General features: G+C 60.0%; 24 protein-coding genes and 3 tRNA genes. 18 read left to right on the top strand and 9 right to left on the bottom strand.

Going from position 1 to position 20,835, the window contains the following annotated elements; genetic code table 11:
- Nucleotides 1-4 precede the first annotated feature (4 nt).
- Nucleotides 5-457 (bottom strand): metallopeptidase family protein, encoded by a 453-nt coding sequence (locus AB4Y87_RS01905; protein WP_442002801.1) that lies wholly within the window; start codon nucleotides 455-457, stop codon nucleotides 5-7.
- Nucleotides 458-548: 91 nt separating this feature from the next.
- On the opposite strand from AB4Y87_RS01905, the gene AB4Y87_RS01900 reads away from it, so the two are divergent.
- Nucleotides 549-1,472 (top strand): carbohydrate kinase family protein, encoded by a 924-nt coding sequence (locus AB4Y87_RS01900; protein WP_442002800.1) that lies wholly within the window; start codon nucleotides 549-551, stop codon nucleotides 1,470-1,472.
- Nucleotide 1,473: 1 nt separating this feature from the next.
- Here the strand turns inward: AB4Y87_RS01900 and AB4Y87_RS01895 are convergent, their stop codons facing one another.
- Nucleotides 1,474-2,472 (bottom strand): DMT family transporter, encoded by a 999-nt coding sequence (locus AB4Y87_RS01895; RefSeq protein WP_442002799.1) that lies wholly within the window; start codon nucleotides 2,470-2,472, stop codon nucleotides 1,474-1,476.
- Between the two features lie 263 nt (nucleotides 2,473-2,735).
- Here AB4Y87_RS01895 and AB4Y87_RS01890 point away from each other — a divergent pair.
- The 3 genes from AB4Y87_RS01890 to AB4Y87_RS01880 all read left to right on the top strand — a co-directional run bounded on the left by AB4Y87_RS01890 (nucleotide 2,736) and on the right by AB4Y87_RS01880 (nucleotide 3,091).
- Nucleotides 2,736-2,808, top strand: a tRNA-Glu gene (locus AB4Y87_RS01890).
- Between the two features lie 85 nt (nucleotides 2,809-2,893).
- Nucleotides 2,894-2,967, top strand: a tRNA-Asp gene (locus tag AB4Y87_RS01885).
- Nucleotides 2,968-3,015: 48 nt separating this feature from the next.
- Nucleotides 3,016-3,091: transfer RNA gene (locus AB4Y87_RS01880), tRNA-Phe, on the top strand.
- A 120-nt stretch (nucleotides 3,092-3,211) separates the two neighbouring features.
- Here AB4Y87_RS01880 and AB4Y87_RS01875 read toward each other — a convergent pair.
- The 3 genes from AB4Y87_RS01875 to AB4Y87_RS01865 are packed head-to-tail and all read right to left on the bottom strand — an operon-like array spanning nucleotide 3,212 to nucleotide 6,476.
- The gene (locus AB4Y87_RS01875; protein WP_442002798.1) at nucleotides 3,212-4,579 is read right to left on the bottom strand and encodes an ABC transporter substrate-binding protein; all 1,368 of its coding nucleotides are present in this window, start codon (nucleotides 4,577-4,579) and stop codon (nucleotides 3,212-3,214) included.
- A 56-nt stretch (nucleotides 4,580-4,635) separates the two neighbouring features.
- Complete coding sequence (locus AB4Y87_RS01870) at nucleotides 4,636-5,517, bottom strand: carbohydrate ABC transporter permease (RefSeq protein WP_442002797.1); 882 nt, start codon at nucleotides 5,515-5,517, stop codon at nucleotides 4,636-4,638.
- Nucleotides 5,514-6,476 (bottom strand): carbohydrate ABC transporter permease, encoded by a 963-nt coding sequence (locus AB4Y87_RS01865; protein ID WP_442002796.1) that lies wholly within the window; start codon nucleotides 6,474-6,476, stop codon nucleotides 5,514-5,516. Before AB4Y87_RS01865 ends, AB4Y87_RS01870 begins: the two co-directional genes overlap by 4 nt.
- Before the next feature lie 403 nt (nucleotides 6,477-6,879).
- Here AB4Y87_RS01865 and AB4Y87_RS01860 point away from each other — a divergent pair, with 403 nt between their 5' ends.
- Together AB4Y87_RS01860 and AB4Y87_RS01855 are read left to right on the top strand one after the other, a co-directional pair.
- Nucleotides 6,880-7,653: an MgtC/SapB family protein gene (locus tag AB4Y87_RS01860; RefSeq protein ID WP_442002795.1), complete on the top strand. Its 774-nt coding sequence runs from the start codon at nucleotides 6,880-6,882 to the stop codon at nucleotides 7,651-7,653.
- A gap of 9 nt (nucleotides 7,654-7,662) precedes the next feature.
- Entirely contained in the window at nucleotides 7,663-8,490 is an 828-nt protein-coding gene (locus AB4Y87_RS01855) for a glycerophosphodiester phosphodiesterase (RefSeq protein WP_442002794.1), read from the top strand.
- Between the two features lie 55 nt (nucleotides 8,491-8,545).
- Here AB4Y87_RS01855 and AB4Y87_RS01850 read toward each other — a convergent pair whose 3' ends face one another.
- Nucleotides 8,546-9,457, bottom strand: coding sequence for a hypothetical protein (locus tag AB4Y87_RS01850; protein WP_442002971.1), 912 nt, complete (start codon nucleotides 9,455-9,457; stop codon nucleotides 8,546-8,548).
- A 28-nt stretch (nucleotides 9,458-9,485) separates the two neighbouring features.
- The gene (locus tag AB4Y87_RS01845; RefSeq protein ID WP_442002793.1) at nucleotides 9,486-9,935 is read right to left on the bottom strand and encodes a DUF6318 family protein; all 450 of its coding nucleotides are present in this window, start codon (nucleotides 9,933-9,935) and stop codon (nucleotides 9,486-9,488) included.
- A 405-nt stretch (nucleotides 9,936-10,340) separates the two neighbouring features.
- Here AB4Y87_RS01845 and AB4Y87_RS01840 point away from each other — a divergent pair, with 405 nt between their 5' ends.
- From AB4Y87_RS01840 to AB4Y87_RS01805, 8 genes are all read left to right on the top strand, one after another.
- The gene (locus AB4Y87_RS01840; protein WP_442002792.1) at nucleotides 10,341-10,907 is read left to right on the top strand and encodes a hypothetical protein; all 567 of its coding nucleotides are present in this window, start codon (nucleotides 10,341-10,343) and stop codon (nucleotides 10,905-10,907) included.
- A 90-nt stretch (nucleotides 10,908-10,997) separates the two neighbouring features.
- Nucleotides 10,998-11,435 carry an Asp23/Gls24 family envelope stress response protein gene (locus AB4Y87_RS01835; protein WP_442002791.1) on the top strand — a complete coding sequence of 146 codons (438 nt, stop codon included), beginning with the start codon at nucleotides 10,998-11,000 and terminating at the stop codon, nucleotides 11,433-11,435.
- Complete coding sequence (locus tag AB4Y87_RS01830; protein ID WP_216922303.1) at nucleotides 11,432-11,623, top strand: hypothetical protein; 192 nt, start codon at nucleotides 11,432-11,434, stop codon at nucleotides 11,621-11,623. The genes AB4Y87_RS01835 and AB4Y87_RS01830 overlap by 4 nt, the downstream gene beginning before the upstream one ends.
- The gene (locus AB4Y87_RS01825) at nucleotides 11,620-12,000 is read left to right on the top strand and encodes a hypothetical protein (protein WP_442002790.1); all 381 of its coding nucleotides are present in this window, start codon (nucleotides 11,620-11,622) and stop codon (nucleotides 11,998-12,000) included. The genes AB4Y87_RS01830 and AB4Y87_RS01825 overlap by 4 nt, the downstream gene beginning before the upstream one ends.
- Nucleotides 11,997-12,641 carry a DUF6286 domain-containing protein gene (locus AB4Y87_RS01820; RefSeq protein WP_442002789.1) on the top strand — a complete coding sequence of 215 codons (645 nt, stop codon included), beginning with the start codon at nucleotides 11,997-11,999 and terminating at the stop codon, nucleotides 12,639-12,641. The genes AB4Y87_RS01825 and AB4Y87_RS01820 overlap by 4 nt, the downstream gene beginning before the upstream one ends.
- Nucleotides 12,638-13,249, top strand: coding sequence for a hypothetical protein (locus AB4Y87_RS01815; RefSeq protein ID WP_442002788.1), 612 nt, complete (start codon nucleotides 12,638-12,640; stop codon nucleotides 13,247-13,249). The genes AB4Y87_RS01820 and AB4Y87_RS01815 overlap by 4 nt, the downstream gene beginning before the upstream one ends.
- 174 nt (nucleotides 13,250-13,423) lie before the next feature.
- Nucleotides 13,424-13,759 carry a hypothetical protein gene (locus tag AB4Y87_RS01810; RefSeq protein WP_442002787.1) on the top strand — a complete coding sequence of 112 codons (336 nt, stop codon included), beginning with the start codon at nucleotides 13,424-13,426 and terminating at the stop codon, nucleotides 13,757-13,759.
- A gap of 249 nt (nucleotides 13,760-14,008) precedes the next feature.
- Nucleotides 14,009-14,662 (top strand): DNA alkylation repair protein, encoded by a 654-nt coding sequence (locus tag AB4Y87_RS01805; RefSeq protein WP_442002970.1) that lies wholly within the window; start codon nucleotides 14,009-14,011, stop codon nucleotides 14,660-14,662.
- Here AB4Y87_RS01805 and AB4Y87_RS01800 read toward each other — a convergent pair.
- A complete protein-coding gene (locus AB4Y87_RS01800) occupies nucleotides 14,659-15,063 on the bottom strand; it encodes a helix-turn-helix domain-containing protein (protein WP_442002786.1) in 405 nt (134 codons plus the stop codon). The genes AB4Y87_RS01805 and AB4Y87_RS01800 overlap by 4 nt on opposite strands.
- A gap of 275 nt (nucleotides 15,064-15,338) precedes the next feature.
- On the opposite strand from AB4Y87_RS01800, the gene AB4Y87_RS01795 reads away from it, so the two are divergent.
- From AB4Y87_RS01795 to AB4Y87_RS01780, 4 genes are all read left to right on the top strand, one after another.
- Entirely contained in the window at nucleotides 15,339-16,679 is a 1,341-nt protein-coding gene (locus AB4Y87_RS01795; RefSeq protein ID WP_442002785.1) for an ABC transporter substrate-binding protein, read from the top strand.
- Nucleotides 16,680-16,775: 96 nt separating this feature from the next.
- On the top strand, nucleotides 16,776-17,741 hold the full coding sequence (locus tag AB4Y87_RS01790; RefSeq protein WP_442002784.1) for a carbohydrate ABC transporter permease: 966 nt from the start codon (nucleotides 16,776-16,778) through the stop codon (nucleotides 17,739-17,741).
- On the top strand, nucleotides 17,738-18,703 hold the full coding sequence (locus AB4Y87_RS01785; protein ID WP_442002783.1) for a carbohydrate ABC transporter permease: 966 nt from the start codon (nucleotides 17,738-17,740) through the stop codon (nucleotides 18,701-18,703). Before AB4Y87_RS01790 ends, AB4Y87_RS01785 begins: the two co-directional genes overlap by 4 nt.
- A gap of 125 nt (nucleotides 18,704-18,828) precedes the next feature.
- The gene (locus tag AB4Y87_RS01780) at nucleotides 18,829-19,881 is read left to right on the top strand and encodes a LacI family DNA-binding transcriptional regulator (RefSeq protein ID WP_442002782.1); all 1,053 of its coding nucleotides are present in this window, start codon (nucleotides 18,829-18,831) and stop codon (nucleotides 19,879-19,881) included.
- Nucleotides 19,882-19,888: 7 nt separating this feature from the next.
- Here the strand turns inward: AB4Y87_RS01780 and AB4Y87_RS01775 are convergent, their stop codons facing one another.
- Complete coding sequence (locus AB4Y87_RS01775; RefSeq protein ID WP_442002781.1) at nucleotides 19,889-20,812, bottom strand: hypothetical protein; 924 nt, start codon at nucleotides 20,810-20,812, stop codon at nucleotides 19,889-19,891.
- Nucleotides 20,813-20,835 lie beyond the last annotated feature (23 nt).

Genomic DNA, 20,835 nt, shown 5'->3' with positions numbered 1-20,835 from the left:
AAGGCTAGCCCCACCCGAGCTCATGCAGGCGGTCGTCGTCAATTCCGAAGTGGTGGGCGATCTCGTGAATCACCGTGATGGCCACTTCATCGATGACTTCCTCGCGGGTGGCGCAGATGTCCAGGATGGGTTGGCGGAAAATTGTGATCCGATCCGGCAATGAGCCCGCTTCCCACCACGAGTCACGTTCGGTCAATGGCACGCCCTCGTACAAACCAAGTAATACGGTGTCCGGTTCTTCATCTGGGCGCGGGGTGTAGTCGTCCTCAATGAAGATTGCCACGTTGTCCATGGCACTGGCAGCTTTGGGTGGGATCAGCTGTAAAGCGTCGCTCACAGCTTCTTCGAATTCCTCCGGCGACATTTCGAAGGGGGCGCCCGGCGGAAAACGCAGCGGCGAGGACGGGAGATCGCCGTCGGGAACTATGGGCAGGCCGGGAGGGAGATTCGCGGGCATGATTCGACTTTAGTCCGCCCAGACATCATTGGCGCCGTGCGTGATGGGAGATACTGAAACTCAATCCTCCTTCGACAGACACAGGAACCGCATGACCGGCACCGCTTCCCTCGCCACTGAGCCCCTCGACGTCGTCGTTGTGGGTGAGGCATTGATCGACATCGTCCAGTCGTCGGACGGACAGAAGGAGTATCCGGGCGGATCGCCGGCCAACGTCGCTTACGGCTTGGGCCTGTTGGACGTGAAAACGGGCCTACTGACTGCCATTGGCAGGGACGAGCGGGGCGATGCCATCGCCGCGCATCTGCAGCGCGCAGGTGTGGTCCTGCTGCCCGGATCCATGTCAGCAGGCAAGACCGCGACGGCGACCGCTCGGATAACTGCCGACGGTTCGGCCGATTACACCTTTGACATTGACTGGGCGCTGGCTCCCCTTGCCCTGCCCTATGCGCCGAGGATCCTGCACACCGGCTCCATCGCGACCTTCCTGGAGCCCGGCGCAAGCGTTGTCAGGAGCTTACTGGAGCAGGCGCAGGGCGGATGCATGGTTACCTACGACCCCAATATCCGCCCCGACCTCCTCGGAAGTCACAGTGAGGCAGTCTCATTGTTCGAAGAGATAGTGCCGCTGACCGACGTCGTGAAAATGAGCGGCTCCGACGCCCGCTGGCTGTACCCCGATAAGTCGTTGGAGGAAACTGCGAATCACCTCCTGGCTATGGGCACAGGCCTTGCTGTGGTGACTCAAGGGGTCAAGGGGGCGCTCATGGCAACCCGGGACATTCACATCAATGTCCCGGCCGTCCCCGCTAGCGTGGCAGACACCATCGGCGCCGGTGATTCCTTTACCGCAGCACTCATTATGGGGCTGCTGTTGCGGGGCAGCGATGGCTTGGCGCCCACAGTGCTGGAACGGATCGGAACCATCGCCTCCATGGCGGCTTCCATCGCTGTTGGCCGCCCCGGCGCCAACCCTCCCACGCACCGTGAACTTCTGGTGGGTATGGCCCGCTAGCTCACTTTGCTGTACGCCGGGCAACCCTTGACGCCCGCACGGTCCTTGTCGCCCCAACAGCCCTAGGCATACGTCTGGTCAGGGCCACGCCGATCAAGCACACCACGCCGCCGATCAGTCCCCAGATGGTTGGGACTTCCTGAAGTACTGCCCAGGAGATGAGGATGGTGGTGCCGGGGACCAAGTACGTGGTAGCGGCCAGTTTCCCGGCCGAGATCAAGGACAGTGCGTACGCCCACGTTGTGAAGGCGATGGCTGTGGGGAAGATGCCCAGATAGACCAAGCCGAGTGTGGCCGGCAGCGGCGCTGACTGGACTTCAGCAATCAATTGTCCTGTCCATGGGAGGCAGCAGACAGCGCCCACCATGATGCCGAACCACGTGGCTTGCCCTGCCGTAAACTTCCGCAGGACCGGCTTCTGGAGGATCGCGCTGACAGAGGCGAGCACGGCGGCAAGCAAGCACAACAACACCCCGGCGACATCCGCCGTCGAACGCTGTCCGGAACCCAAGGCGATCATCGCGACGCCACCGAACGCAACGGCACTGCCAATCAGAAGCCACCGCGGGAAGCCTTCCTTGAGGACCACTCCGGCGAGAACTGCGATGAGGATCGGCGAGACGTTGATCAGCATGGCGCTGGTACCGGCGTCGAGCATGTGCTCCGCAGCGTTCAACGCCACGTTGTAACCGCCGAACCACATCACCCCGTACGCCACAATGGGCAACCATTCCTTGCCACGCGGCCAGACTTTCAGCGTAGGCAGAACAACGATTCCAAGAACGACGGCGGCAACCGCCAACCGTCCGAGCGTCAAGGAACCCGGGGAGAAGCTCGGGCCCACAGCGCGGATGCCGACGAATGCTGAAGCCCATAGGACTACGGTGACGACAACGGCGGCGATGCCAAGTTTGCTGATGGGAGCTGCGGGCGCGGGGGTGTTGCGCGGCTGCATGCCCGGGGACGGCTGGCCGGGTTCGGCCGGGGTGGTGGTTGTCATAGAGCCAATCTAGCGCCGGGGAGGCCAGCCGGGCTGGCGGTTTTCGGACGCGTCACGGCAAGAAACTGCCAATGTTTGCTCGATTGCCAGGTCGGCGACCTCCTTGAGCATGTCCCGTAGTCGCCATTGGAGAGTCGCGCAGACCTCGATTTGGGAATATCGCCATCTATGCTCTAAAGTTTTAGAGTCCAGTTCGGACGGGTGAGAACCGAAAAGAACGCATAAAGTGTTGTTTTTCCTCGCATAATCCGAATTGAGTTCAGGCCCCCATCGTCTAGCGGCCTAGGACACCGCCCTTTCACGGCGGCGGCACGGGTTCGAATCCCGTTGGGGGTACGCAAGGCAAGTGGTAAATCGGATGAAAAATGTCTGGTAAGCTAGAAGCCTTGAAAAAAACGCGGTAGAGATACTGCAAACGCAAGGCCCTGTAGCGCAGTTGGTTAGCGCGCCGCCCTGTCACGGCGGAGGTCGCGGGTTCAAGTCCCGTCAGGGTCGCTCTGAGCACCGGAAGTAATTTCGGTTCTCAAGGTGACTTGTCACCTAGGCTCTGTAGCTCAGTTGGTAGAGCGTTCGACTGAAAATCGAAAGGTCACCGGATCGACGCCGGTCGGAGCCACCACTGGGAAGCATCAGTTCTTCGGAACTGGTGCTTTTCTTCTTTAACGCATCGCCAGGTGGCCCGGGTGGGGTTAGGGTGCGAAGCGTAGGCCCCCATGTGCGCCTACGCTTCGCCCCATGGCTAGGCTTTCAGCTTCGGCTTCACATCCTTGTTGTAAATGCCTTCCAGTGTTCCCTTCAACTCGGTCAGCGTTGCCTGGACATCGGCCTTTTCATTCATGATCCTGGTGGCTGCCTTGGCCAGCTCCTGGTCGCCGCCGGGGAGGAAGGTTCGGGCAAAGTCCTGCGTGCGTGTCACTTTGAGCTGGTCTACGACAGTTTGGAATTCCGGTGTCTGGGCAACAATCGCCGAAATATCTGCCGCCTCGGCGACGGGTAGGTACCCGGTTGCAGCAGACAAAGTAGACGTGCTCTGCGCATTCGTCATGAACGTGATGAACTTGGCCGCTGCAAGCTGCCGTTCCGGCGACGTTTTGCTGGCGATCACCAGGCCGGAACCGCCCGTGGGACAAACCTGTGAGGCCGCGGCAGACCCACCCGGCAAGAACCCGACGCCGATCCTCATGTTGGCTTCCTTCGCCGCCTTAAGGGTGGCGGCGAGGTCGGCCGACGAGCTTATCGTGGCGCTGATGGCACCGGCTTGAAGGTCGGTAATGGCATTCTTGGAGGAGACTCCGGCCCAGCCATTCTTCACAATCGAGTCCTGCACCCACTGCATCGCGGCCACAGATTCGGTTGAATTTGCCGTAATCTCCCACTCCTTGGACCAGGCGCCGCCTTGGCCCCAGAGAACGTTTTGAAGGGTCCAGCCGGCGTAACCTGCAATCGCCGGGTACTGGTAGGCGTTCTGATATCCGGCAGCAGAAGCATTTGCCGACTTAATCCTGGGTGCCCACTCGGCAAACTCTTCCCAGGTTTTTGGTGCCTGCTCGGGAACTCCGGCCGCCTTGAAGTGGTCCTTATTGAAATAGAACAGCGGGGTTGAGCGGGCGTAAGGGACCGCCCACAGCTGATCAGAATGTTTGTAGTCGGCGATCAAACCGGACTTGTAGTCGGAGGAGCTCGCCTTGACTGCTTTGAGGAGGTCATCGATGGGGAGGATGGCACCCGAGACTGCATATCGGAACCACCACACGTCTGATGCGACAACCACGTCCGGCACTTCGCTCCCGGCCTGGGAAGTCTGGAACTTTTGCGCAACTTCCTCATAGTTTGAGCCTCCGGTGATGAGGTTGACTTTGATATCCGGATTGGCGGCTTGGAAGGCCTCAATCAGCTTCTGTTCCGTTTCCCGGGACTTACCGGGATGGCTGGACATGAAACTGATGCTTGGAGCAGGTTTGATCTTGGACCAATCCTCCGGGGAGAGCGTCTTTGCTGCTGTGCCCCCGGTATCGGTAGAGGGACCGCCGCAGGCTGCAATCGCGACGGCGGTGATTGAGGCTCCAGCCAAGCCGAGGAAATGCTTCCTGGAAAGTGATTTTGACATAGGGGAAGTGCCTTTCTAGTGATCGAGGTGCTTGAGCATCCTCGAAAGGTGGAGTTTTAGCCGGTAACCGAGCCCTGAGTGAGCCCGGAGACGATGTACCGCTGCAGAGCGGCAAAGATGAGCAAGATCGGTAGAAGGACGATCACCGCGCCGGCCATGAGCATGCCCCAGTTCTGGGTACTGCCATCGCTGTTGACCAGCTGCGTCAGGCCCACAGGAAGGGTCATCATGTCTGGATGGTCCGTGACGATCAGCGGCCAGATGTACTCGTTCCATTCAGAAACGATGGTCACCAAGGCCACGGTCGCGATGCTGGGCACGGACACCGGGACAACGATCTTCCAGAGCTTGCGCCAGTGGCCCGCACCGTCGATTTCCGCGGATTCCAGGATTGCCGGCGGCAGTGTGAGGAAATGCTGCCTTAGCAGGAAGGTGCCAAACGCCGTTCCCAAGCCTGGAAGGATAATTCCCCAATACGTGTTGAGCCCTCCCATGCCTGCGATCAAAACGTAATTGGGAAGCACGGAAACCTGTGGCGGAACCATCAGCGCAACCAGAATCAGCAGGAAGATGACCCTTTTAAAGGGAAAACGGACAAACACGAGAGCGTAGGCCGTAAAGACGGCAAGTACGCACTTGATGGTGGATCCGATGACTGTGACGATCACGCTGTTGAGGAAGAATCGCGCGAACGGAACAGTAGATGCTGCGTCAGCGTAGTTCTGAAGGTTTGGCGTCTTCGGCAGCAGAGTCAGGTTTGTGGTCACGATTTCGCCAGGCGCTTTGAGGGAAGACAACATCATCCATAGGAGCGGCACGAAGACCACCAGAGTTGCCAGCAGGAGGGGGACGTAGCCCCCGGCAATCGTCTTGCCAAGGTTTTGCCAGGAGAACGGACGGTCACGGTGTGGTGTGGCTTCAGGGGAGTTGGTGCTCATGAGTAGTGAACCTTTCGCTCCACGAAGCGCAACTGCACAGCTGTCATGACGAGCAATCCCGCGAACAGCACAACGGAGATGGCCGCGGAGTAGCCGGCCCGGTTGTAGGAGCCGAATGCCTGAAGGTAGGAGTCAAAGATCAGGGTGCTGGTTCCGTTGCCGGATGGAGTCATGATGCGGATGATGTCGAACGCCTGCAGGGAGCTCAGCAGTGAAGTGATCAGGAGGAAGAAGGTGGTGGGGGAAAGAAGGGGAAGCACCACCGACGTGAAGCGCCGCAGGCTACTGGCGCCATCCAACGCGGCAGCCTCCAAGAGCTGAGTCGGAATGGACTGCAGACCTGCCAGATACACCACGGCGCAATAGCCGAGGTTCTTCCACACGTACACGATGATGACCATGAGGAGCGCGAGCTTCGGATCGTTGACCCACTGGGGACTCGCCTGGCCAACTGTGCGGAGAATCCATGAAAGGACGCCATACGTCGGATCGAAAATAAACAACCACACCAAGCCGACCCCCACGCCGGAAAGGACGTAGGGCGCGAAAACCACGGCACGGGCAAACGTTGTGCCCTTCAGTCTCTGGTTAAGAGCCAACGCCACCAGCAGGCCCAGGATCATCGCACCGCCAACGGTGGTGATCGTAAATATGGCTGTTACGCCCAGCACGCTTGAAGCGTCAGGGGAGGTAAAGAATTCCACATAGTTACCCAGCCCCACTGACGTTGCGGTGGCTGCCCCGAGCGTCCAGTCCAGGGTGGAATAGTAGAAGTTAGTGACGAGCGGACGGTAGGTAAAGAGGACGATGAGCAGGACATTGGGTGCCGCGAAAGCGGCAAAAACCCATGCGTCCCTGCGTGTTCTCCGATTCCACCGTCGGTTCTTCGGGGTGCTTATTGGCGGTCTGTGGACCGGTGCCCTGCTGGTTTGCGCATCACTTGTGTCTAATCTGCCCATGGAAAACCCTCACGTTGACCCCCTCGTCATCGCTGTCCGGGCGACTTAGCACTTGCAAAAAAGCATTTGTTTCACGTTTGACCTGACAACCTAACTTCAGGTCATGGTCAACCTACACATAAAGATGGCCGATCACAAGAGCCCATTCGCGGCGGCGGAAAATGGGATCTTTTTGCCCGTGTGATCTGGTCTTACAGGCTTCAACGGCGCATTCAAATACCATGCTAGTACGTCCTAACAAAGTTGGATGTGAGGTTTGCACGAATGTGCAAGAGCGTTGACTGGAACGTTCTGGGACCTGAAGAATTAGCAGAGGACCGGCTCGCGTCGTTTCTACCTTGAGCTGCCTTTGCATGGAACATCCGTATCGGACTGGACCTTCCATGTGGGACAGAAAAAGGGGGTGATAACCGAATCGGAGCACTACGTGATCTTCAGCGCGGATACGCAATGGTGGCAGATGTGTCTGGCCTTGGCCGCAGCACTTGTCCTGTCCACAGCCATAGGGTTTGAACGCCAGAGCAAGAACAAGTCTGCGGGCATGAGAACACATGCCATGGTTGGGTTGGGCGCCGCGCTGTTTATGGTCGTGAGCAAATACGGCTTCAGCGACGTATTGATGGTGGACCTGGTTCGACTGGATCCCTCCAGGCTGGCGGCTCAAGTGGTCTCCGGCATTGGCTTCATAGGGGCGGGGCTCGTGTTCGTGCGGCGTAATCAAGTCCGCGGATTGACTACGGCAGCCTCCATCTGGGTTACAGCTGCCGTTGGGACGTCCGCCGGGGCCGGCCTCTTGCTGCCCGCGGTATTCGTCACCGCAGCCCACTTCGTCATCGTCTACGTCTATCCCGTGGTGACTGCGAAGCTCCGCTTTGGATTGCCGAGCCAGTGGTTGTTGAAAGTTACGTACATGGATGGTGTGGGAGCGCTGAGGGATGTGCTCCGAACATGCACTGAGCAAGGATTCCGTGTTCAGGGCTTCGCAACGACGCGGGGTTCGGCCGAGCCCAAGGGCGTGATGGATCGGTTGATGACAGCCACAGAAACGGCTGCCACCGCTGACCTCATTGAGATAGAGCTGGAAATCGAAGGCACCATGGCGGCATCCGACATCGTGGCCCAACTGTCTCAACTCACCACCGTTACTGAAGTCTCCCTCGTGGACGAATCGGAATAGGAAGAACGAATGATCGAGATTCAGGGCCACCGAGGCGTTCTGGCCACACGGCATGGGAATACATTGGCGAGCTTCGTCGAGGCACTTAGCCTGGGCGTGGGTGCCATAGAAGTCGATGTTTGGCTCACGTCCGACATGCAACTGGTATTGAGACATGATGCTGTCATCGGAACCGCCGACATCAGGTTGGAGACCATGCTTCAGGCCGTGGTTGAGAAGCACCCAGCTACTACCACCGACGTCGATCCTGAAACACGTGCGCCGTCGCTGTCGGAGGCCCTTGCCCTGTTGCGCTTCGCCAATGCCACCGATGTTGTTCTGGACATTGAGGTCAAAACTGACGGCGGGGCCTGGGACTGGTACGGCCACGCAATAGTGACTGAATTGTCCAAAGTGCTGAAGGCCCATCAGGACGAACAGGCCGTGCGCGTCCGCAGCTTTGATCCCCAAATTATCCGGGCAATGTCCGGAATGTTGCCGGGAGTTCCGTTGGTGGCTCTGAGCAGGGAGAGCCCCCTCCGGTCGGTAGGCCTCTATCCTTCCGACCCTGAAGAACTTGTCATCACTGCCTTGGCAACCGGGGCTTCCGCCGTTGCGCCCGCCTCTGGAATTCTCGACGCCGGATTGGTTGCCGAAGCTCATGGCGCCGGACTTAAGGTGTTCCCTTGGACCCTGGTGACAAGTGACGAAATCAGCGCGGCCATCGAACTCGAAGTCGATGGGATCTGCGTCAACGATGTGGCTCTGGCCCGGCAAGTCCTGGGCGGACTGGGTGAGCCTCTTGCCGCACCGCGCCCAATGACGTTGCCATTGCTGCATGCAGGTTCCCCGGCCTAGGCAGAGGAACCTGCCCTGCTTGTGCCTGCGACGGTTTGTGCCTGCCCCCACTCGGCTATCTTTTAGCGCCGGGGCAGCCCCAGGATTTGGGGTTTTCCTGGCAGGTGTCGGCGACGAGTGCTTTTTCTGTTTTCCAGACTTGGATGGTTTTGGGTGGTGTGGTGAGGTCCAGGGTTCCGTTGATGGGCAGTGGGGGTCCGTTGTTGACGGAGTAGGTTCCGGTGAAGCTGGTGGTGATGGTGGCGGGGTAGTTCCCTGTTGCCGTGTAGATGTGGCTGGTGCGGGTGTCGTTGAGGAGCCAGTCGGCTTCGGGGATCGAGTAGCCGGCGGCCGGTGTCGGGCCGAGGGTGGTGGCGTCGCCGAAGTTGTAGGTGAAGCTGGCCGGGGTTGCCGTCAGGTGGACTGCTTGGCCGAGGATGGTGACGTCGAAGGCTTGTTCGGCGGCGGTGGTGTAGAAGTTCGTTGGCCCGCCCTTGAGGGTGTGGGGGAAGGGCTGGGCTTCGAGGGTGCCTGGGTTGACGGGGAGTTGGCGGAAGTCGTTCAGGATCTGGGCTGCGATGTTGGCAAGGACGTTCTCGGGTTGGGCGGCGTACAGGCACGTGGGTCCGCTGACCGGGATCCAGTTGGTCCAGCCCGGGTTGGTGATGGACTTGGGTGCTTGTTTCCAGATCACCGGTGTTCCTTCATCGCCGCCCGGTGTTGTGGCAGGGCAGCTTAGGGCCAGACAGCCGGGATCGACAGTGTCGGGACCGTCCGCCCGGCAGTGGGTGTCGGCCATGTACTGGTTGGGGTCGTCTGGTGATGTTTTGCCCTCCAAGTTCGGAACCATGTCGCCGGTGCCTGGATCGTTGCTATACCTCGCGCCTATCTCGATTCCCTCGTCGCCAGCGTTGTTCGCGGCCCAAACATCTTCGGCTGCGGCCGGCGAGGCGAAGACAAATAGTCCCAAGACAAGAGTTGCTAACACTGCCAAGAATGAGCTTCTATGCAAAACCTCACGCAATAACGCCAAGGTCCACCACAGTCCACGTGCCCTCGGCGAATGAAGCGAAAAGCGCGAAAGCATCGTTAGAAGCCTCCGACCGTGTCCGTCCGACTGACCCATCCGAGTTGTAGTAGTCGATTTGGTCTTGAATCACCTGTACCTTGGCCGCTTTTACGCTGTCTGCACCCCACTGCACTTCGACTACTGGCAAGGAAATCTTGCCGCCGACCAACCAGCGCCCCTTCGTATATCCGTCCTCTCCCGATTCCTGAAGTCGAACGCAAAGCCGGCAGTCGCGGGAGATCAATGGAAGCCACGAGGACATATCGCCTGTTTCATCCACGTAAGAGAGTTGCGCGTACCAATACCGGACAAACGCCTCCAGCCCCTCCTTCGTGTTCTCCTTCGCCAACTCGGGCATGACGGGCCACGGGAACGTTCTGCGCTTTGCCCTTCGCATCTGCGGGCTTATACACACCCGATGGAGCGGTGCTCGGAGAAGGACTTGAAGCAGCGCCTGAGCTGCTGGCACCCAAGGTGGGGGACGCCGTCGTCGAGCCTGTTTCTGAAGGTGATTTGCCGGGGGAACTGCCGCCCTGGCAACCGCTGAGAAGCAGCGAAATCCCGAACGCGACAGATGCAACGCGGACGGTGAGAACAGTAAAAGAGGCGGACGAAAGGCGTGGCATGACAGGCTCCCCAGCGGCTGTTTGGTGATGTGTCGGCCAGTCTAGGTGGGGTGGGCTCCAGAGACCCTCTCGAAGAGAACTGCCTGTGGATAACTCAACCTCTGTTCACTGCGGCAAGCCGGGCGTAGTCTTGCCCTCGCCGGTTCGTCATCGCAGGCAATCCAACGGGGGACACCATGATCGAAAGCACACGCTTCAGCACGTCCAGGCTTCTTGGCAGAAATCACAGGAAAGGTGCCGGCCGGCGAATTACGATCCCGCTGCTGCTCGGTTGTCTTCTCAGCGCAACATCGGCGCTCAGTGCCTGCTCCTTCCCGCTACCGGTTGCGCAGCCCACGCCCATAGCCTCGTCGAACGCCCCAAGCGCCAGCAACGCCCCAACATCCAGCACTGAGCCGACCGCGGAGATCAGTGCAAGCCCCGACGCGACTACAGGCACGGGCGGCTTCTACGGCGAATTCACGTCCTTGTCTGAAGCATGCGTCTCCGTGAGCGCCGCGATGTTGAGCGTGACCATCCTGCCGTTTGCGGCCGTGGTGGGCGGCGACCCGGAAGATATCAAGAAGGCCAAGGAGGAACTGTCCCGGATGCAGGACAAGGTGCCCGAGGAACTGAAGCCGAGCTTTGAAAAGCTGAGGGCCTATACGGAGTCGGCCGGCACGGATTTCCGCAAGTACGGGGAGCCCGAGTTCGAGCAACTTATGAAGCCGATCCAGGACTGGATGGATAAGAACTGCAAGTAGTCGCCGCGCGCGTTCCCTTCACTCCGGGCACCTCTCACAAAGCGTCGGAGCTAGACGCTAGGGTGGTACTCAAGAGAAGGGGAGTGCCCGATGTCAGACCAGAACTTGCAGATCGACCCTGTGCCTGAGGGCGAGGTCCTCGGTACCGGACGCACCATCATCTCCGAGGCGGCAGTAGCAAAAGTAGCCGGCATCGCTGCACGCGCGGTTCCAGGCGTCTACTCCCTGGGCTCAGGTCCATCCCGCGCACTTGGCGCTATCCGTGACGCTGTGGGCAGTTCGGACCATGCCGCGGGTGTCCGCGCCGAAGTGGGCGAAACCCAGGTAGCCGTGGACATCAACCTGGTGGCTGTCTACGGGCACCCCTTGCACGGCGTCGCCAACCAGGTCCGCGCTGCTGTTTACAGGGCTGTTGAGGAACTCGTCGGGCTCCAGGTCATCGAGGTCAACATCGAGATCAACGATGTCTACGTGGCACCGCCCCCCAAGCCCAAAACCGTCGTGGTCGAAAGGGAGGCACTGCAATGAGCATGACCGTCGTGGGAATCGCGATTGGCGCCTTCGTGGCGTTCATGTCCTTCCAGTTCGGGCTGTGGGGCTTCCTTATCTCGCTGCTCTTTATGGGCATTGGCGCCCTTCTGGGCCGTGCAGCTGAAGGCAAGCTCGATCTCCGCAGCGTCCTGGACGCCATTACGGGCCGGCGCTCTTCGTCATGAGCGTGGCTGAGGCTGTGGAAACTACCACCAGCCTGGCCGGCCATAACCGGATCAGTACCCAGGCTTTGACATCGCTGGCACAGGCAGCGGCCGCCGAGGCTCTCGGCGTGGAACCCGGTGACATCCGCGCCGATTGGTCGGACGACGACGGCCTGCTGGCTTTGTCCATCGTGGCACCTATCAGCATCCCCGCTTTAAGTGAGGTGCTGCGTAATCCGCAGCGCGTCCAGGGCTTCGGCGGCTCCATCTGGGACCGTGCCGTGGCGGCAAAGGCAACAGTGTTGGAGCGTGTCACTCGGCTCAGCGGTTTTCGCATAAGCCGGGTGGACATCAGGATCAGTGGAGCCCACGTTTCAGAGGGAGGCCGTGTCCGTTGACGCAGGACCAGGAAACAGCCTTTGAACCTTCTGGCACCGACTCCGGAGCCAGCCCCATCGCCGGCGAGGACCCGGCCATGAGCCGTATCCTGCGCAGGGAAACACACTCGTCCCGGGCAGGAGCAGCCACCATCGGTGCAGTGCTCGTGATAATTCTCTGTGTTCTCGCACTTCTGGAATCTGCCCTCCGGGCCATCGGGCAGCCGCCGTGGCTTGTTGACCCAAGTACAGCAGCGGAGCGTATCATCGCCCTTCCGGCGGGCATCCAACCCCTTCTGCTTGGCGCAAGCGGTGCTGTCATTGCCATGGTGGGGCTGTTTTTCCTCCTTCAAGCCGTATTACCCGGCAGGCGAGCCCGGCATTTGCTGCGGGACCCACGGACCGCCGTCGTGGTTGATGACGAAGTGCTGGCCTCGGCACTTGCGCGTCGCGCGCGGACTGCCGCCAACGTGACACCGGAACAGGTCATGGTGATTGTGTCCAGGCAAGCGGTGGTGGTCAACGTCCGACCCACCTCAGGAAGCAGGGTCAGTGAAGAAGCCGTCCTTAAAGCAGTGCAGGCCGAGCTCGATGAAATGTCGCCCGTTCCCATGCCCACTGTTCGGGTGAACCTCTCTACCTCGGGGGTGGTGGGCGCGTGAACGGGACACCGCGTGCCCTTAACCGGGTCCTTCTCTTCATCATTGGCGTAAAACTCCTGGCCGTGGGTCTACTGCTTCTGCTACTGGCCACCGTTCCTGCTGTGGCAACGTGGTGGCATGGCTGGTCCGCGGACATGTGGGCTCGTGCGGAGGACGCTTTCCGGCAAACCCGGTTCCCCGGCCGTGAAGAAAGCTGGCTGTGGATCGTGGCCGGGGTGGTTTTGGTGGCCATTATTATTGCGATGGTCGCGTGGCTGGCGCAACAGGGTAAAGGCAGGGCCAACCTTCTGGTGGCCAGCGACGACGAGAGCCATGTGGAGGGTGAGGTCCAGATCGGTGGCGGAGTCGCAGAACAAGCGCTTCGGGCAGCCCTGGCAGATCGGCCGGACCTCGCGGGAGCGTCTGTGGCATCGTATGAGGTCAAAGGCCAGCCCGGATTGAGGCTGCGCATCCAGCCCCGGCAGGGAGTCGCACCGCACCTCCTGGCTGCCGAAATCTCGCGCCTGGTCGAAGCCTTGGACCTCGTGATTGGCAAGAAGACCCCCGTATTGGTCCATATGGCTTCCGGGGCCCGGGCAAAGCTTACAAAAGCTGAACGGGTTCGGTGACCGTCCCCGCTAATTTTGCCGAATATTTCGCTGAGGGTGTTTTGCGTTGCTTAACCGCTGCGTATGCCCATAGTTTGAAAGCAGAGGGGGAAAAACTCCCTGATGCGATTGATTGCTTTACGGGACAAAGCCCCAAAAACAATCGGCGTTCAAACCGTCACGAAGGAGAGCACCATGAGTGAAGAAACTACGGGATCAGAAGCAGCAGCGGGCGCCGCGGGCAACGCCAAGGATGTAGCTGGCGAGGCGCTTGAAAATGCGAAGGAATTTGCTGGCGAGGCCACGGAAAATGTCAAGGAGTTCGCGGGCGCGGCAGCAGAAAACGTCAAGGAATTCGCCGGAGATGCAGCAGAAAACGTCAAGGAATTCTTCTCCGGTGACGTCGGGGAAAACGCCAAGGAACTTGCTGGTGACGTTGCGGAGAAGTCCAAGGAATTCGCCGGAGATGTTACCGAAAACGTGAAGGGTCTCGGCTCCAAGATCGCAGGCCTGTTCAAGGGCGGGAAGTAGACTTTACGCCACATGGCGCGAGGATGGCAGATCAAGGAACGTGCGGACTGCACTCCATGAGCTGCCATCCCGCTGTGGTTAAGCGGCTGATCGAAGGCGCCCGGGACCAGCACGCCCACGCCTAGTAGGCTGAGCTTTACACGCGATGGACGGGAGGCTCCAGTGGCCGCGATAACTGCGACAGGTACAACTGCGACAGGTACAACTGCGACTGGTAGTGCCGCGACTGGGACGACGCTGGCTGACGTGATGGCCGAGTTGGCCGCGCTGGAAGACCCGAGATGGCGCGACGTGAACGAGAAGCACGGTGACGATCACGGTGTGAACCTCAGTAAGTTGCGCGCCATCGCGAAGCGGTTGAAGACACAGCAAGAGTTTTCACGCGAGCTCTGGGCTACGGACGACACCGCGGCCAAGCTGCTGGCGCTGCTGATCTGCCGGCCCAAGTCGTTCCGATCCGACGAGCTGGACACCATGCTGCGTGGTGCCCGCACACCCAAAGTCCACGACTGGCTGGTGAACTACGTGGTCAAGAAGAGTCCGCATGCCGAAGAGCTGCGGGTCGCCTGGTTTGCGGACAAGGATCCTGTGGTGGCGAGTGCAGGTTGGGCGCTGACGTCGGAGCGCGTCGTGAAGGATTCGGCAGGCCTTGACCTCGTCGGGCTGCTGGACGCAATTGAGGCCGGGATGAAGGAAGCTCCTGACCGCCTGCAATGGGCGATGAACACGTGTCTTGCCCAGATCGGCATCGAACACCCGGAGCATCGCGCCCGCGCTTTGAGTATTGGAGAGCGACTGGAGGTGCTGAAGGATTACCCAACTCCGCCCAACTGCACCTCTCCGTTCGCGCCTGTTTGGATAAGCGAGATGGTTCGCCGGCAGCAACTGCCAGCAACCAGCTAGCCCCTGTTGCGGTGCATCATCCGGTAAGTCAGTTCGGCGAGCAGTTCCTCGTCTGAAAGATGCGAAGCACGGGCTATAGGGGCTGCCGGAACCATGACGCGGGGCCCGGAAGACTGCCGTGGCTCGTCGCTGCTGCGCATATCGTCCGGAGTGATTTGGTCCGGAGCGAAGCTGGATTTTCCCTTGAGGACTTCAGACATTGATCCGGCGCGCCATCCCAAGGCGTGCTCAAGCTTGCGCTGATTGATTTCCTGGGTGCGCCGCGTACCGGATTCCAGCGTCCGGACAGTCTTGATGGCGGTTCCAGCCTGCTTGGCCAACTGCACCTGGCTCAGCCCTTGGGCCAGCCGTTCTTCTTTGATCAGGCGGCCAATGGTCTGGAGTGCTTCAAGTTCATCCACACTTCTCACTGTTGCATAGGCAACAGTGGGCAAACAAATCTGATGACGTACCTGCTCGGCCAATGTCTCCCTCGCGGCGCGGCAGGGGCTTCCTTTCGACGGCGAGTGATTCGGGCCGCAGCCTGGTCGCTCCGTTACGATGCAAAGGTTACTTTGTATCGTTGTGGTTACGTTAGGTGTAAGCGCTTGCATTCCCACCTTGATCATGACTAGTGTGAGGCCCACCACATCAAATCGCGCCACGATTTTCTTGTACTCAGCGAGGAGTCTTCAGCATGAAAAAATCCAAGTACCTGCTCCCGGTCGCAGCGGCCGGCGTTCTGGCACTTACAATGTCCGCATGTAGCGGAAACAGCGGCGGCGGCGGAAGCACGGCGTCGAATGACTGTTCCGCCTACGACACCTACGGCAAGCATGACGGCAAGACCGTCTCCGTGTACGCCAGCATTGTCGACACCGAAGCGACAAACCTGGAGGAATCCTGGGCACAGTTCGAAAAGTGCACCGGCATTACCGTCAAGTATGAGGGCAGCAAGGAGTTCGAGACTCAGATCGGCGTCCGGGCCCAGTCCGGTACGGCCCCTGACGTCGCGATCTTCCCACAGCCCGGTCTTCTGGCCACCCAGGCCCGCGCTGGCTACCTGAAGGCCGCCCCGAAGACTGTGTCCGATCTTGTGGATAAGAACTGGTCCGCGGACTGGAAGAAGTACGGCACGGTGGATGGCAAGTTCTACGCCGCCCCGATGCTCGCGAACGTCAAGGGCTACGTCTGGTACTCGCCCAAGACCTTCAAGGACAAGGGTTGGACAGTCCCCAAGACGTGGGATGAAATGATGGACCTGACCAAGAAGATCGCAGACGACAAGACCATGAAGCCATGGTGTGCCGGATTTGAATCGGGCGAAGCCACGGGTTGGCCAGGCACCGACTGGATCGAGGACGTTGTCCTGCGTGCCGAGGGCCCGGAAGTCTATGACAAGTGGATCACGCACCAGATTCCGTTCAATGACCCCAAGATTGTCAACTCCTTCAACAAGGTTGGCGACATCCTGCTCAACCCGAATTACGTCAATGGTGGCTTCGGTGACCCGCGTTCGATCTTGAGCACCGCGTTTGCCCAGGCTGGCCAGCCGGTTCTGGATGGACAGTGCGCTATGCACCACCAGGCATCGTTCCAGGCAGCCAACTGGCCTGCCGGTACCAACGTGGCCGAGGACGGCGACGTCTGGGCATTCATGACGCCTCCGGTGGATGAATCCAAGGGCACAGCCATCACCGGCGGTGGCGAGGTGGTTGGTGCTTACAAGGACACCCCCGAGGTCCAGGCATATCTGGCATTCATGGCAAGCGCGGACTTCGCGAACAACCGCGTGAAGCTGGGCGGCGCCATCAGTGCAAACAAGGGCCTTGACGCGAACAACGCACAGTCCGCCTTGGATAAGCAGTCCATCAAGCTCCTTCAGGACCCCAAGACGGTCTTCCGTTTTGACGGCTCGGACCTCATGCCGAGCGCCGTGGGTTCCAACTCGTTCTGGAAGGGCATTGTGGCGTGGATCAACGGCAGCTCTGCCCAGCAGGTGGCTGACAGCATCGAGTCCAGCTGGCCCAAGGGCTAACTCCGAAGGCACTGCCTCCCTTGGCTGGTTTGCCCAGCCGGGGAGGCAGTGTGTTTCCCGGAACTTAGTGATTCACTCACGCCCCGGAGGTTGGGTATGGAATTTATCGGAGGAAAACTCCTTCAAGTAGTGATCGCCCTGGCGATCTTTGCCGCTATTATCGGCATCCTCATGCTCGTGGTGGATAGGGCACCAAAGTCAGTCAAGGACAAAGTTACGGTGGCAGGATTCCTGGCTCCGGCTGGAATCCTGATGCTGGTGGGCCTTGTGTATCCCGCGGTTCGGACGTCAATGCTGGCCTTCACGGATGCCAGTGGCCAAGGCAACGGGTTAGATAACTTTGTTTGGATGTTCACGCAGCCTGAGGCTTTGACCACGCTGCGGAACACCATCATCTGGACCATCCTGGTTCCCCTGTTGTCGACCAGCTTTGGGCTGGCCTACGCCGTCTTCATCGATAAGGCCCGTGGAGAGCGGGTTCTGAAGTCCTTGGTCTTCATGCCGATGGCCATCTCCTTTGTAGGAGCCGGCATCATCTGGAAGCTCGTTTATGACTACCGCGGCCCCGGTATTGAACAGACGGGTGTCATCAACTTCATCCGTGACGCCATGGGAATGAACCCCAAGCAGTTCCTCCTGGACGCCCCGGAAAACACCATCTTCCTGATCATCGTGATGGTCTGGATCCAAACAGGCTTTGCCATGGTGATTCTTTCCGCGGCCATCAAGGGTGTCCCGGTGGAACTCATCGAGGCAGCCCGTTTGGATGGGGCCAACGCCTGGCAGCAGTTCCGCAACGTTACGGTCCCGGGCATCCGTGGGGCGTTGGTGGTGGTCTTGACTACTATCACGATCGCCACGCTGAAGGTATTCGACATTGTCCGAACCATGACAGCCGGAAACTACGACACCTCGGTTGTGGCCAACGAAATGTACACGCAAGCCTTCCGCGCCGGTGAGCCAGGACGAGGTGCCGCTTTGGCCTTGATCCTGTTCCTCATGGTGCTGCCCATCGTCGTGTACAACGCTCGAGTCCTTCGCAAGCAAAGGGAGATCCATTGACAGCCACGCCAGCCCCGAAAGAGGCGTCCAAGGCCGCCACCCGGCAGCGTCCTGGATCGGACCCCACCGAGGACGCCCAGCCGATGATGCGCAGGGTCAAGACCAAGCTCACTTCCAAGTGGGCAACAGCGGCAGCGATCATCATCGCCGTCGTGTGGTCTGTCCCGACGTTTGGACTCTTTGTTACCTCGTTCCGTCCTGCCCCGAAGCAGGTGGGCCCCCGCTCAAACGGTTGGTGGAATGCCTTCCTGGACTGGGACTTCACTGTCAAGAACTATACGGACGTCCTTACCCCGGCGGGCTCGCAATCTGCCAACCTGTCCCAGTACTTCGCCAACTCGGTAGCGATCGTCATCCCGGTCACCATCTTTGTCCTGGTGTTGGCATCCATGGCCGCCTACGTGTTCGCGTGGGGCAAGTTCAAGGGGCGCGACGCACTCTTCATTTTCGTGTTCGCCCTGCAGATCATTCCGCTCCAGATGGCACTGATTCCGCTCCTGCAACTCTTTACGCAAACCCTGCATTTGCCGGCGGGTTCGTACGCGCAGCTGTGGATCGCGCACACGATGTTCGGGCTTCCCCTGGGTATTTTCCTCCTCCACAACTTCATCTCCGAGATCCCTGGTGAAGTTATCGAGGCGGCAAGGGTGGACGGTGCGGGACACAGCACTATTTTCTGGCGCATCATCCTGCCGCTTTCCGTTCCGGCGCTGGCTTCGCTGGCGATCTTCCAGTTCCTGTGGGTCTGGAACGACCTCCTGGTTGCACTGGTGTTCTCCGGTGGAACGGCCGACGTAGCACCTATCACCCAGCGTCTGGCCGAGATTTCCGGTACGCGCGGTGCCAGGGACTACTTGAACCCGGCTGCGGCCTTCGTGTCGATCATCATTCCGCTCCTGGTGTTCTTCGGCCTGCAGCGGTACTTCGTTCGAGGCCTGCTGTCCGGCGGTCTCAAGGGCTAGACAATTGCAGCGTTGGTTACGCAGCGGATGACTCCGCTGCGTAACCAAGCCCTGCACAAAATAGACTGATTCTTCGCCGAAAGATAAGAAAACGGCGAAGTAAAGGCAGCCGGAGAGGGGGGCCTGTGACACGAACAACGGGTAGGTCCCAGCGCGGTGGTCATACAGGCGTCAGCATCGAGGACGTCGCAGCAGCAGCGGGAGTGTCTACGGCCACCGTGTCCAGGGCTGTCAGGGGGCTGCCCCGGGTTTCGCCTGCGACGCGTGAAAAGATCCTGGAAGTCGCGGCGTCGCTGGGCTATGTGGCGTCGTCGTCGGCGTCGGGACTGGCCACTGGGCGCACGCGCACTATCGGAGTCCTGGCGCCCTTCGTCAGCCGTTGGTTCTTCTCCAAAGCAATAGAAGGCGCGGACAGGGAACTGCACTCGCGCAAGTACAACCTCTCCCTGTTCAACCTCGGCGGCCATGGCAGCAATCGCGAGCGGCTCTTCAGCTCCACCATGGTCTACAAACAGATCGACGCGCTGCTGGTGCTGTGTATGGCGCTCAGCGAGGACGAACTGGAACACCTCCACAAGATCGACATCCCGCTGGTAGTGGTTGGCGGGCACGTTGAGGATTGCGCCTACATCGGTATTAACGATTACGACGCCGCGTCCACAGCCGTGCGGCATCTGCTGGACTTGGGACACAAGGACATCGCGCTGCTCCACGGCGACGACGAGACAGACCTGAACTTCGACGTTCCCCGTGTCCGGATCCGCGCCTTCCAGGAAGTCATGTCCGACGCCGGCTTGGAAGTCCGTCCTGAATGGGACGAATGGGGTGACTTCACAGTTGCCAGCGGGCAGCAGGCATTCCTTCGGCTCTGGAATCAACCCGGACGCAAGCCAACAGCTATTTTCTGTTCCTCTGATGAGATGGCCATGGGAGTCATCTTCGAAGCCACGCGTCACGGCGTTCGCGTGCCGGAGGACCTCTCAGTCATCGGCATCGACGATCACGACTTTTCCGAAGCATTGGGCCTCACAACCGTGGGTCAACGGCCGGACGACCAAGCCGAACTGGGAACCAAGATGCTATTGGATGAACTCGATGGCATTGCAGGTGCAGTGCATTCAGAGGTAGCGCCGCACCAATTGATTGTCCGGGAGACAACAGCACCGCCGTGCCGGTGATGAAAGCTTACGAGGCCCGCGCCAACTGACGGATGGGGATCCAGCGCGAGGCCAGCCGGCGATAAGCTGCAGCCGCGCCCGTCATATCTCCCTCAGCCAGGCATTCGATCCCGAGGCGTACATCCATGGGCGATTCGTCCGGGTACACCTTGTCCGCCACAGCCCCGTAGTCCAACTCCACCATGGACTGGACGTGGAACAACTCCAGCCATTCGGTGAGCTGCGTGAGATCGTCCAGCATGTCCAGGTCCGGAGCTGCCAAGGCCAGGTGGGCTACAGCAAAGCGTGCCCGGTCCAGGGCCTCCGTCAACGGCGTCCACACCCTGACGGTGAGGATGTGGCCATCCGACTCCACCACATCCTTGCGGTCAGACTCAGCGAAAAGCGAGAACCAACTGAAAGGGATACCCCAGGTGGAGGCCCGAGTATGGACACGCTTGGCTTCTTCCCCGGCGTTGATGCGATCAATCCTGGCTTGATGCTTGTCCCGCTGCGAAACCGGAATCAGCAGATCAGCCAGCGGGCTGTGCACACCATCCATGAGGGCATTCGCTGCCAAGCCGGCCCGAATCACCAGTTGGCTGGGGCAGTAAAGCAGCCGTCCGGCGTCGTGGGCGTCCTTATCCTGCGGTGACGCGCCAGCGGTCGCGTCTGTGGCATTGTCCACCGCAGTGTGCCGCCCGCCGGGAACCCGCGTCATGCGCACCAAATCAGTCCGCCCCGTGGGGAAAGGGTCCCCGCCGGTCCGCGTGATGCGGCCCAGCGAGGCTTGGAGCTCCTCATTTTCGACGGCGGCGCGGGAACGTATCTTGCTGCTGTCCGCCACGAGTTGGCGCTGCTGCTCGGGAGGAAAAGCCTCAAGGGGCTCGTAAATGCGCAGGGACGAAGAGAACGGCAGTCCTGCCTGGCCCCTGTACAGGTTTCCAGTCATCTCCAGCCGGCCCCTTTCTTCCA

Source organism: Paenarthrobacter sp. RAF54_2 (genome assembly GCF_052113945.1).
Classification (GTDB): Bacteria; Actinomycetota; Actinomycetes; order Actinomycetales; family Micrococcaceae; genus Arthrobacter.
Note: the sequence above shows the minus strand (reverse complement) of the source record. Positions and strands in the feature narration are given on the sequence as shown.